This window comes from Sulfurospirillum sp. E15m, assembly GCF_059415145.1.
On record NZ_JCAHZS010000005.1, the window covers coordinates 53049 to 65031 of the forward strand.

The window sequence follows — 11983 nt, forward strand, 5'->3', positions numbered from 1 at the left end:
TTGCCGGCAAAAATTGAATGGGTTTATGCTCTCAAAACCGTTGGCATTTTAGCTGTTGTTTTGGGGCATATCGCTTCACCTCTTAGTACTTTTATTTTTTCATGGCATATGCCACTTTTTTTTATGGTGTCTGGCTTTTTTATTAAATTTGATATCTCTCTCAAAGCGTTTGTCGTAAAAGATTTCAAACGGCTTATGATTCCATATTTTCTTTTTGCGATGATTGCATTAGGGGTAGAAACATTCAAACGAACTGCTTTGCAAAGAGAATCGCTTGATTATTTCCAAGAACTACAAGGTATCTTTATTTGGATGGATATGTCATCTTTGCTACATACGTATGCTTTTGTATTGTGGTTTTTACCAGCACTTTTTTTTGCCAGAGGTCTTTTGGTGTTTATAAATCACTCTATTCGCAATATTAGTATGCAATGTTTAATCATCGGTATTTTGTTCGCCAGTAGTTTTTATATTAATCTACCTTTTGGGCTTGATAATGCGATGAATGCTCTATTTTTTGTATTTATAGGAAGCGTTTTCTTTAGCTTTTATCAAGAGAGTACAATACTGTATAGTTTACCTTTTTTACTTGTTGGATTATATCTCACTTTTGGTCTTCCTCTTTTAGATATGGCTTTAAAAAGTTATGGAAATGTGTTTATCACTATTTTTTGGTCTTTATCTATTGTTGGTAGTTTGATTTTGGTGCTAAAATATTTGGATTATCAAAGTAAGATAGTGGCAGTATGGGGGAGCAACACAATGTTACTGTTTATTGTCCATCCCTATACTAATAATATCGCTCATATTGTTGTTGAAAAAATTCACTTTGGAGACTGGTATCTCAAGTTTTTTATCTCTTTATTTTTGTTGCACATCATACTTCTTATAAAACTTCAATTCCAAAATATAAGTGTTTTTAAATATGTATGATTATGTTATCGTGACTCACATACCTGCTTTTTATAAAGTCAATCTTTACAATGAATTAGCTCAAAAATTAAATATTTTTGTTGTGTTTATAGCGTCCAATACAGCTGAAAAAAGAGCAGATGATTTTGTTGGGTTAGAAGATGCAAAGTTTAACTATGAAGTATTGCACAATGGAAATTTTCAAGGAAGAAATGTCTCCAAAAATATAAGCAACCTCAAAATAATTTTACAAAATTTGTCATTCAAAAAGTTGCTTATCAGTGGGTGGGATTTGGGAGAATTTTGGTATTTGGTTATGACTCAGCCCAGAATAAAAAATTGTTTAGCGTTAGAATCAACGGTTATGGAGAGCAATCCAAAAGGTTTAAAAGGCTTGATAAAAAAGATATTTTTATCTCGCATAGCTACAGTTTTTGCTTCTGGACGCTTACATGTAAAGCTATTACAGGCATTGGCTTACAGCGGCGAAGTTAGGATTACAAAAGGTGTAGGAATTATTAACAAGCCAGTGTTGGTAGAACGAAAAAGAGAGTATCGCAAAAGATTTTTGTATATTGGAAGATTTACAAGTGTAAAAAATTTAAAGCTTTTAATCGCAGTTTTTAACGAATTATCAGAGTATTCATTGACCCTTATCGGCGATGGCGAAGAGGTTGAAAATTTAAAAAGACTTTCAATGCAAAATATTGTTTTTAAAGAACCTACCGAAAATAAAAAACTTCAAGAAGAATTTTTGGGACATGATATTTTCATCTTGCCAAGCCTGAGTGAGCCTTGGGGATTAGTAGTGGAAGAAGCGCTTTATTTTGGGTTGCCTGTAATTGTTTCAACAAATTGCGGTGTTTGCGAATTGATAATAGATTCGATAAATGGGTATGTCATCAATCCCGATGACGCTCAAAGTTTAAAAAAAGCTATATTAAAAATTGATAATCAGTCATATGAAAAATTTCTTAATGGGGTAAGTCTGTTTTCTATAGAATCGAAAGATAGGCAACAAGTGAAAGTATATTTATGAAATTATTTTATGATAATATTATTTTCTCACTTCAAAAAGCAGGTGGTATTTCTATTTACTGGTTTGAGTTACTAAAAAGGGTAAAAGAGAAGCAAAGAGCTACTTTCTTTGAATCAGAAAATGAAAATATTTTTAGACAAAAACTTGATATTTTTTCTAACAGAGAATACAATCTAAGTATAAAAATTTTAAGATATCTTCCTTTTACAAAGAAACTACCCCTACGCTCTATTTTTCATAGTAGTTATTATCGTGTATCTTTACAAAAAAATATTGTCAATATTACTACTGTTCATGATTTTACATATGAATATTTTAAAAAAGGATTAGCTAAATATATTCATATGTGGCAAAAAGGTTTTGCCATTAAAAAAAGTGATGGTATTATTTGTGTATCTCAAAATACAAAAAAAGATTTATTAAAGTTCTATCCTTTTATAGAAATATCAAAAATAAAAGTTATTTACAATGGCGTAGGAGAGGAATTTTACAAGCTCAAAGATTCTCATCATCATTTGATCGGTTATTTTGATATTTTGAAGGATAAAAAATATATTTTATATATAGGAGATAGAAGTAGCTATAAAAATTTTCCTATAGCTATAAATGTACTTAAAAAATTAAATGATTATAGTTTTGTGATTGTTGGAGGGAAAGAATTTGATGAAAATGAAAAAATGTTGATGTTAGAAATTCAAAATAAAGTTTTTCATTTTTGTGGAATATGTGGAGAAAAACTTAATGTACTTTATAATAACGCATTTTGCTTACTTTATCCATCAAGCTATGAAGGATTTGGCATACCTCTTATTGAAGCTATGAAAGCAGGCTGTCCTGTTGTGAGTACAAAATTTTCGTCTATACCGGAAGTTGTGGGCGAGGCTGCTTTATTGGTAGATAAAATTGGTGTAGAAAACTTCGTGCAGAAAATTAAAGAGCTTGAAGATCAAAATACTAGAAAAAAATTAATTGGAATGGGGTTAAGCCAAGCAAGTTGGTTTTCATGGGATAAGTGCTTCAATGAGACGTATTCATTTTATCAAGAAATTTGGAATAAAAAATTTACATGAAAATATCCATTATAACAGTTGTTTATAATAACGCGCATGTGATCAAAACAGCCATTGAATCGGTGCTTTCACAAACTTATCCAGAGATAGAGTATCTTATTATCGACGGTAAAAGCACGGACGGTACGGTTGAGATTGTTCGCGCTTACGGAGATAAAATTTCAAAGTTTATCAGCGAACCCGACAAAGGTATGTACGATGCGATGAATAAAGGTCTTCATCTTGCTACGGGCGAGGTCGTGGGGATTTTAAACAGCGATGATGTTTACAAAACAAATGATGTTATTGAAAAAGTCATGGATGCTTTTCAACGCCAAAACGTTCAAAGTGTTTTTGCGGATTTGGTGTATGTTCGAAGCGACAATCTCGATAAAACAGTACGTTATTATGATAGCGGCTATTTTCGTCCCGACAGATTTGCATACGGTTGGATGCCCGCACATCCAACGTTTTTCGTAAAAAAAGAAGTTTATGAAAAATATGGATATTTTAAAACCAACTATAAAATCGCTGCCGATTTTGAATTGACGGCACGCTTTTTATACCAATATCGCATTACGTATGTATATTTGCCTCGCGTATTGGTAAAAATGCGAATGGGTGGGGTGAGTAATTCTCTGAAAAGCTTTTATACCAATTCCATAGAGCAGTTACGTGCGTGCAGAGAAAATGGTATTTCAACGAATGTTTTCAAAATACTTTCAAAATATCCGACTAAAATGCTAGGTTTTACATGTAAAAAATTTTCGAGTGTACTTCAAAAGGATTTGGCATGAACTGGATGGATTCTCAACATATAATTGTCGTTATCATTGTTTTTAGTATTTCATTGTGTTTAAATATATTATTGGTCAAATACAAACATATTATTGCAATTTTGGATATTCCCAACGAACGCAGCTCCCATACCAACATTACGCCTAGAAGCGGTGGAATTGCAATGTTTTTTGCTTTTACAAGCGGTTTATTATGGATTGATTGTGCGCACTCCTTACTTTTTTTGTTTCCGCTTGGGTTTATTTTTGTGATCGGTTTGTGTGATGATATTTCGTCGATTTCGTCTAAAACTAAACTCTTACTTACGGCATTAGCGGCAATGGCACTTTTTAATCTCGGATTTGACATCCGACATTTCGGAACATTTTTCGGACATGAAGTCGTTTTCGGATATGTCACGGCATTGCTTTTCTTTGCCTTTGCGGTTTCAGGGTTTGTGAGTGCTTTGAATTTGATCGACGGCTTGGATGGGTTGGCATCGGTGATCTCTTTAGCGATTTTGATTCCGTTTACCTATATGGGGTACAAATACGACGATGCGTTTTTATGCTATACGGCGTTAATGCTTATGAGCAGTATTGGAGGATTTTTGGTCCTCAATTGGCATCCTGCAAAGCTTTTTATGGGTGATAGCGGCAGTATGTTTATGGGGTTCTCAATAGCGATTTTGGTTGTTTATGCCATTCAAAGAGACTATATTACGGCCATTTCCACGCTTTTACTGGCGGGAGTTCCGATTATGGATACGCTGGTGGTGATGTTACGGCGTTTACTGCATCGCCAAAACCCTTTTACGGCCGATAAAACGCATATTCACCATATTCTTTTGCGCTACCAACAAGGCAATGTTCGTAAAACGGTTTTGCTTTTAGGACTCATGCAAATTTTGTTTTCGTATTTGGGATTGGGTTTTAAAGTAAGAGACGATATTTTTATTTTTATTTTGTACGCACTTTGTTTTACGCTAATCTATTTTTTATTAACGAAAGATAAGTTAGAAGCTTATCGAAACGAACGGGATTAACCAGGTCCTAAGTGATTATTAGATACCATCAACTGAAATATTCAGAGATATGGAGATTGCCAATGAAACTTTTAGTCACCGGTGGAGCAGGATTTATAGGTTCTCATACGTGTGTAGAACTTCTTAATCAAGGTGACGAGATCATCGTTTACGATAATTTTTCCAATAGCATGCCGCAAGTGCTTAAGCACATAGAAAAGATTACATGTAAAACCGTTCCTTGTATCGTCGGCGATCTTCGCGACGAAGCTGCACTTGAAAAAGCGTTGGAAGGATGCGATGGTGTTATCCATTTCGCGGGACTTAAGGCTGTAGGCGAGTCGGTAGAAAAACCGTTAGAATACTATGATAATAATGTTCACGGCACACTTTGTTTATTGCGAGTTATGCAAAGATTGCAGATTAAGAAACTTATTTTTAGTTCTTCTGCAACAGTCTATGGTGCCCCACAATATCTTCCTCTTACAGAAGACCACCCTCTTCGCGCAACAAATCCGTACGGTCATACAAAATTAGTTATTGAAGAGATGTTACGTGCTTTATATGCCAGCGATTCTACGTGGTCTATTGTGATTTTGAGATACTTTAATCCAGTAGGTGCGCATGAAAGTGGGTTACTTGGTGAAGTGCCTCAAGGTATCCCAAATAATCTTATGCCATATCTTGCACAAGTGGCAAGTGGACAACGTGAGTGTGTTAATGTTTTTGGCGATGATTATGATACATATGACGGAACAGGTGTTCGTGATTATCTGCATGTGGTAGATTTAGCTAAAGGTCATCTTAATGCTTTAGAAATTTTGAAACAATCGCAGTGCACAGCAATCAATCTTGGAACGGGACGAGGATATAGTGTTTTGGATGTAATACAAACATTTTCAAAAGTATGTGGTAAAAAGATTTCTTATGCCATTTCTCATAGGCGTCCAGGAGATATTGCAATGTGTTATGCAGACCCATGTAAAGCAAAAATATTTTTACATTGGGAAGCACAATATGATTTGACAAAAATGTGCGAGGATATGTGGCGATTTCAACAAAATCTTAATAATAAAAATCTCTTATGAAAAAAATTCTTATTGTTTTTGGAACACGCCCTGAGGCTATTAAAATGATACCTCTGGTAAAAAGTTTTGAAAGACATCTAGGTCTATTTGATATAAAGGTGTGTGTAACGGCACAGCATAGAGAAATGCTAGATCAGGTTTTGGAAATTTTTCAAGTAAAACCTGATTTTGATTTGAACATTATGAAATCAGGGCAAGATTTATATGATATTTCAGCAAATGTTCTTTTAAGAATGAGAGACGTACTCCAAGATTTCCAGCCGGATTTAGTGTTTGTACATGGTGATACGACAACATCTTTCGTAACTTCACTTGCGTGTTTTTATGAAAAAATAAAAGTCGCGCATGTAGAAGCGGGGCTTAGAACATATGACATGTACTCTCCTTGGCCGGAAGAAGCCAATCGACAACTTACATGTAAACTGACACATTTTCATTTTGCACCTACTTCAAAAGCACAAGAAAACCTTCTTTTAGAACATGTTCCTGAAAAAAATATCTTAGTAACTGGCAATACGGTGATTGACACTCTTTTTATGGTTAATGATCAAATAACGAACAATTTTAACTTACAAAGCCAATTACAGGCTGAACTAAAGACGAGCGGGTATGGTATAAATAATGACAGAAAAATCATTCTCGTGACAGGGCACCGTCGAGAAAACTTTGGTCAAGGGTTTGTCAATATTTGTGAGGCATTAAAGGTCTTAGCGTTCAACAATCCTGCTGTAGACATTGTTTATCCTGTGCATCTTAATCCGCATGTTCAAGAGCCTGTTAGAGAAATACTCTCACAGGTTGCAAATATCTTTTTGATCGAACCTTTAAGTTATTTACCGTTTGTGTATTTGATGTCAAAGTCTTATCTTATCATAACCGATAGCGGTGGAGTTCAAGAAGAAGCACCTAGTTTAGGGAAACCCGTGCTGGTTATGCGAGATACGACAGAACGTCCTGAGGCAGTAGATGCTGGAACGGTCAAGCTTGTTGGTACGGATAAAGAAAAAATCATTCAAGAAACACAGATACTTTTAGATAACAAAAATGCTTATGACATCATGTCCAAAGCCAATAACCCTTACGGTGATGGTAAAGCGTGTGAGAGAATCGTAAAATTTGTAAGAGGACTTCAATGAAAAAAAGAGATATTTGTATTATAGGGCTAGGTTATATTGGACTTCCAACTTCAGCATTACTTGCCAATAGAGGATATATGGTGCATGGTGTGGATGTTGTACAAAATGTAGTAGATACTATTAACCAAGGGAAAATTCATATCGTAGAACCAGAATTGGATGTTTTTGTGAAAGCAGCCGTAAATAGTGGAAATCTGACAGCAGATACCAAAGCGACGTTCGCAGATATTTTTATCATTGCTGTTCCAACTCCTTTTCATAAAGGGTATGTCCCAAATATTGATTATGTTATTTCTGCGACAAAGTCTATTGCCCCTTATGTAAAAGAAGGCAATATTGTCATTCTTGAGTCTACATCTCCTGTAGGGACGACCTATCAAATAGAAAAAGTCTTAAAAGAATGTGGTATTGATACTACGAAGATTTATATTGCTCATTGTCCAGAGCGTGTGCTCCCTGGACATATTATGAAAGAATTAGTAGCAAATGATCGTATTGTAGGTGGCATAACGACTGAAGCGACAAACATGACGGCAGCTTTTTATCGAGAATTTGTTGCAGGTGAAGTACTTGAAACAGATGCCAAAACAGCGGAGATGGCAAAGCTTACGGAGAACTCTTTTAGAGATACAAACATAGCATTTGCCAATGAACTAAGTATGCTTTGCGATAAGTTTGGCATCAATGTTTGGGAACTTATAAAACTAACTAATCGCCACCCAAGAGTAAATATACTTAACCCAGGTGCTGGTGTAGGTGGACACTGTATAGCGGTTGATCCGTGGTTTATAGTCCATGCGGGGCAAGAAACAGCAAAACTTATCAAAACAAGTAGAGAAGTAAATAACTACAAAACAGAATGGGTGATCGAAAAGATAAAAAATGCATCATTAAAGTTTGAAGCTGAAAATGGAAGAAAAGCAAAAGTTGCATGTATGGGACTTGCTTTTAAACCAGACATAGATGACTTAAGAGAATCACCAGCACTCTACATAGCTAGAAGGCTTAAAGCTGATGGATTAGATGTGTTAGCAGTTGAGCCAAATATAGAATCTCACAAAGAGTTTGAGATAATAAACTACAAAAAAGCATTAGAACAAGCTGACATAGTAACGTTTTTAGTAGCTCATAAAGAGTTTAAAAAACTTGATATAAAAACTGATTTAGATTTTTGTGGGGTACTTAACTAATGATACAAGCAATAGTAAAAAAAGGAAAAGTTTTAGGAGAAGAAATTTCAGCTCCAAATGTTTCAAAAGGTTCAATTCTTATAAAAGTTGTCAATAGTTGTATATCAGCGGGAACTGAAATAAGCGGTGTTTCAAATAGTGGAAAATCACTTATCAAAAGAGCAATGGAACAACCTGAAAATGTAAAAAAAGTGCTCAATATGGTCAAATCTGATGGTATTGCCAGTGTTTACTTAAAAGTAAAAGGCAAACTAGAGAGAGGAAACCCTACAGGGTATTCTATAAGTGGAGTTGTTATAGCAGTTGGTGAAGGTGTGACAGACTTTAAAATAGGGGATAGTGTAGCAGCAGCTGGTGCAGGTCTAGCTAATCATGCCGAGTATGTAGATGTACCTCAAAACCTTGTGATGAAAACCCCAAAAGGGATGAGTTTTGAACATGCTTCTACGGTTACTCTTGGTGGTATCGCTATGCAAGGCGTGCGAAGAAGTGACCTTAAGCTTGGAGAAATGTGTGTGGTTGTAGGTGCAGGGATACTTGGACTTCTTGCAGTACAAATGCTTAGACTTTCAGGTGTGAGAGTATCTGTTACAGATTTTGATGATAGACGACTTGAAATTGCAAAAGAATATGGAGCAGAATTAGTACTGAATCCATCAAGAGAAGATGTTGCAAATACCATCACAAATTGGAGTGATGGTCATGGTGCTGATGCAGTCCTTTTTACCGCAGCAACAGGTAGTAGCGAGCCACTTTCTCAAAGCTTTCAGATGTGCAAGAAAAAAGGTAAAGTCATCCTTGTGGGTGTAGTAGGTATGGAGATAAAAAGAGAAGATATGTATGCTAAAGAGCTTGATTTTCTTATCTCTACCTCTTATGGTCCTGGGCGATATGACAAAAACTATGAAGAGAAAGGGTTTGATTATCCGTACAGTTATGTAAGATGGACTGAAAATAGAAATATGACAGAGTATCTTCGACTTGTACACACAGGTGCTATAAATCTAGATAAACTTATCGATGCCAACTTCCCAATAGAAAGAGTTACAGAGGCTTTTGAGTCACTGCAAGCACCAGGTGCTAAGCCTTTAATGGTATTGCTTGATTATGGAATAGTAGATTTAGAACAACTTGAAACATATCTAAATCACGATAGAAAAGTCGTTCTTAACAACAATCCTATCCAAAAAGAGATCATCAATGTAGCACTTATCGGTGCAGGTGGATTTGCTACTGGTATGCACTTACCAAACATAGCTAAACTATCAAGCAAATACAAACTTCATGCAGTGATGAATCGCACAGGACATAAGGCGAAAGCAGTATCGGAGCAATACAAAGCAAACTATGCAACAACAAACTATGAAGATATCCTTAATGATAAAGATGTAGATTTGGTACTTATATCTACTAGACACGATAGTCATGCAGAGCTTAGTCTAAAAGCTTTACAAGCTGGAAAAAATGTATTTGTAGAAAAACCACTTGCTACAAATCAAGAAGACCTAGATAGTATTAAAGCTTTTTATGAAAGCGACACTTCAAATAAACCAGTACTTTTTATAGGATTTAACAGACGATTTAGCAAATACACAACTGAAATTAAAAAACATACAAACAAACGAATTAATCCTATGATGATACGATACCGTATGAATGCAGGATATATACCGCTAGATCACTGGGTACACGAGGATGGTGGTCGTATGGTGGGAGAAGCGTGTCATATCATAGACCTTATGACTGCACTAACAGAAAGCAAAATAGTGAGTATCTCGGTAGAGTCACTTACCCCAAAAACTGATAATTATAGTAGTAGTGATAATAAATCTATCACACTAAAATATGCTGATGGCTCAGTGGCTAGTATTGAGTACTTTGCAAATGGAAGTAAAGAGCTCGCAAAAGAGTTTATGGAGGTACATTTTGATGATAAAAGTATCGTCATGGATGACTACAAATCTCTTAAAGGTTACGGTGTAAAACTAACTGAGATAAAAGATGAAATAAGCCAAAAAGGTCAATATGAAGAGCTTGAAGCACTTTATGAGACTATCAAAGGCAACAAAAAAGAGTGGCCAATAGAACTTTGGGATATGGTACAAACTACTGAGGCTACATTTGTAGTATAAAGGCTGCAAAATGGTAAAAAATGGAAAAATTGATGATTTGGTAGATAAATTAGATGATGACAATACCATAAGTGCTGATAAATTAGATCCTATTTTAGATGGAACTTGTCCTACAAAAGTAAATTTTTCTAGAAGTACGCCAAATGTATTTGGGATATTTAGACAGTATAAAGAAAAAAGATAAATCTTGCTCCACAATTTCAGCGAGAAAAAGTATGGACTAAAAAATAAAATTCAGAATTTATAGAATCTATTTTGATAGGAATACCGCTTCATATTAATAGTAGATTATGAAATCCTGATGATAGTTCGAGTAAAGACTTTAGTTATATGGAAAAGGTGAAGTAGATGAAAAATAATATACTCAAAAAAATAACTAATAAAACACTAAATTATTTATCATTTAAAAAGAATGTAAAAGAATATCAAGATTTTCAGTGGAAAACAAAAGTTGAGATCACAAATATTCAAACTGAAAAACTAAAGAAACTATTATCAATAGCAGTTAAAACGGTTCCATTTTATAAAAATCTTAATTTAAAAATTGATTTTGAAAACTTCACATTGAAAGAACTAGATAAATTTCCAATAGTAGATAAAAAAATAATAAGAAAAGATTTTAAAGCTTTTTGTTCTACTAAATATGATGGTAAATTATCTCATACTTCTGGTTCAACGGGTAATCCATTTGAATTTAAAATTACTGAAGAAAGTGATGTATTTGAAGATTTGACAAAATGTCGTGCATGGGGTATGGGAAAAGACTATAGCTATAAAAAAGGTGATCCTATTATTGTACTTAGAAGTTACTCTCCAAAAGAAAATGAACCACTTGTAAAAGTATCTAAATCTTCTAACTATTGGTATCTATCTCCATTTCACATAAATAAAGAAAATCTTGATTTATACATTGATTTTATGAAAAAATCAAATGCCAAAATCATAAGAGGATATCCAAGTTCAATTTATATTTTTACTCTTTTATTAAAAGAAAACAATATCAAACTACCTCAAATAAAAACTTTGATAACTTCATCAGAAACTCTTTTACCAATGTATCGAGAGATTATTAAAGAATACTGGGACCTTCCAGTATTAGATTGGTATGGACAAAATGAAAGAACAGTTACAGTACAACAGTGCTGGGCTGGAAGTTATCATAATAATGATGATTATGGAATTGTAGAGATTGATGAGCAAAACAATATTATAGCTACTTCTTTAAATAATTATAGTATGCCTTTTATACGATACAACACAAGTGACAAAGCTATTCCTTTGGATAAATCAATAGAAATTTGCCCTTGTGGAAGAGAGATGTCAATACCATTTAAAGGTATAGAAGGCAGAAGTGATGATATTTTAATAAAAGATGATGGGACAATGATTCCATCAATTAATATATATACACTAATGCATGAACTTGATTTTGTAAAGCAATTTCAAATTATTCAACAAAAGAATAATTCCATGATAATAAAAGTGGTAGGAGACATTAACAATGGAAATTCAATTAAACTTGAAGATGGCATGAAAAAGAGATTGGGAAATATTAATTTAATAATTGAAATTGTTGAAAATATTGAAAGAGATATGAAAACTGGCAAAATCAAAACGATAGTAAGGGAACAATAAA

General features: G+C 34.1%; 11 protein-coding genes. All 11 read left to right on the forward strand.

Going from position 1 to position 11983, the window contains the following annotated elements; genetic code table 11:
* The 11 genes from AC5SLP_RS08120 (at nt 1) to AC5SLP_RS08170 (ending at nt 11982) form a co-directional block, all read left to right on the forward strand.
* Entirely contained in the window at nt 1-933 is a 933-nt protein-coding gene (locus AC5SLP_RS08120) for an acyltransferase family protein (protein ID WP_495254659.1), read from the forward strand.
* Nucleotides 926-1951 carry a glycosyltransferase gene (locus AC5SLP_RS08125; protein ID WP_495254660.1) on the forward strand — a complete coding sequence of 342 codons (1026 nt, stop codon included), beginning with the start codon at nt 926-928 and terminating at the stop codon, nt 1949-1951. Before AC5SLP_RS08120 ends, AC5SLP_RS08125 begins: the two co-directional genes overlap by 8 nt.
* Nucleotides 1948-3021 carry a glycosyltransferase family 4 protein gene (locus tag AC5SLP_RS08130; protein ID WP_495254661.1) on the forward strand — a complete coding sequence of 358 codons (1074 nt, stop codon included), beginning with the start codon at nt 1948-1950 and terminating at the stop codon, nt 3019-3021. Before AC5SLP_RS08125 ends, AC5SLP_RS08130 begins: the two co-directional genes overlap by 4 nt.
* Nucleotides 3018-3797 carry a glycosyltransferase family 2 protein gene (locus AC5SLP_RS08135; protein WP_495254662.1) on the forward strand — a complete coding sequence of 260 codons (780 nt, stop codon included), beginning with the start codon at nt 3018-3020 and terminating at the stop codon, nt 3795-3797. The genes AC5SLP_RS08130 and AC5SLP_RS08135 overlap by 4 nt, the downstream gene beginning before the upstream one ends.
* Complete coding sequence (locus AC5SLP_RS08140; protein ID WP_495254663.1) at nt 3794-4822, forward strand: glycosyltransferase family 4 protein; 1029 nt, start codon at nt 3794-3796, stop codon at nt 4820-4822. Before AC5SLP_RS08135 ends, AC5SLP_RS08140 begins: the two co-directional genes overlap by 4 nt.
* A 62-nt stretch (nt 4823-4884) precedes the next feature.
* Nucleotides 4885-5889 (forward strand): UDP-glucose 4-epimerase GalE, encoded by a 1005-nt coding sequence (galE, locus tag AC5SLP_RS08145; protein ID WP_495254664.1) that lies wholly within the window; start codon nt 4885-4887, stop codon nt 5887-5889.
* Nucleotides 5886-7025 carry a non-hydrolyzing UDP-N-acetylglucosamine 2-epimerase gene (wecB, locus tag AC5SLP_RS08150; protein WP_495254665.1) on the forward strand — a complete coding sequence of 380 codons (1140 nt, stop codon included), beginning with the start codon at nt 5886-5888 and terminating at the stop codon, nt 7023-7025. The genes galE and wecB overlap by 4 nt, the downstream gene beginning before the upstream one ends.
* On the forward strand, nt 7022-8215 hold the full coding sequence (wecC, locus tag AC5SLP_RS08155) for a UDP-N-acetyl-D-mannosamine dehydrogenase (RefSeq protein WP_495254666.1): 1194 nt from the start codon (nt 7022-7024) through the stop codon (nt 8213-8215). The genes wecB and wecC overlap by 4 nt, the downstream gene beginning before the upstream one ends.
* A complete protein-coding gene (locus AC5SLP_RS08160) occupies nt 8215-10347 on the forward strand; it encodes a bi-domain-containing oxidoreductase (protein WP_495254667.1) in 2133 nt (710 codons plus the stop codon). The genes wecC and AC5SLP_RS08160 overlap by 1 nt, the downstream gene beginning before the upstream one ends.
* Before the next feature lie 10 nt (nt 10348-10357).
* Complete coding sequence (locus AC5SLP_RS08165; RefSeq protein ID WP_495254668.1) at nt 10358-10531, forward strand: hypothetical protein; 174 nt, start codon at nt 10358-10360, stop codon at nt 10529-10531.
* A gap of 164 nt (nt 10532-10695) precedes the next feature.
* The gene (locus AC5SLP_RS08170; protein WP_495254669.1) at nt 10696-11982 is read left to right on the forward strand and encodes a phenylacetate--CoA ligase family protein; all 1287 of its coding nucleotides are present in this window, start codon (nt 10696-10698) and stop codon (nt 11980-11982) included.
* Nucleotide 11983: the final 1 nt, after the last annotated feature.

What these genes read in the sequence shown, in the direction of transcription:
- AC5SLP_RS08125 (WP_495254660.1), top strand. Translation starts at nt 926, where the DNA reads ATGTATGATTATGTTATCGTGACTCACATACCTGCTTTTTATAAAGTC.
- AC5SLP_RS08130 (WP_495254661.1), top strand. Translation starts at nt 1,948, where the DNA reads ATGAAATTATTTTATGATAATATTATTTTCTCACTTCAAAAAGCAGGT.
- AC5SLP_RS08135 (WP_495254662.1), top strand. Translation starts at nt 3,018, where the DNA reads ATGAAAATATCCATTATAACAGTTGTTTATAATAACGCGCATGTGATC.
- AC5SLP_RS08140 (WP_495254663.1), top strand. Translation starts at nt 3,794, where the DNA reads ATGAACTGGATGGATTCTCAACATATAATTGTCGTTATCATTGTTTTT.
- galE (WP_495254664.1), top strand. Translation starts at nt 4,885, where the DNA reads ATGAAACTTTTAGTCACCGGTGGAGCAGGATTTATAGGTTCTCATACG.
- wecB (WP_495254665.1), top strand. Translation starts at nt 5,886, where the DNA reads ATGAAAAAAATTCTTATTGTTTTTGGAACACGCCCTGAGGCTATTAAA.
- wecC (WP_495254666.1), top strand. Translation starts at nt 7,022, where the DNA reads ATGAAAAAAAGAGATATTTGTATTATAGGGCTAGGTTATATTGGACTT.
- AC5SLP_RS08160 (WP_495254667.1), top strand. Translation starts at nt 8,215, where the DNA reads ATGATACAAGCAATAGTAAAAAAAGGAAAAGTTTTAGGAGAAGAAATT.
- AC5SLP_RS08165 (WP_495254668.1), top strand. Translation starts at nt 10,358, where the DNA reads ATGGTAAAAAATGGAAAAATTGATGATTTGGTAGATAAATTAGATGAT.
- AC5SLP_RS08170 (WP_495254669.1), top strand. Translation starts at nt 10,696, where the DNA reads ATGAAAAATAATATACTCAAAAAAATAACTAATAAAACACTAAATTAT.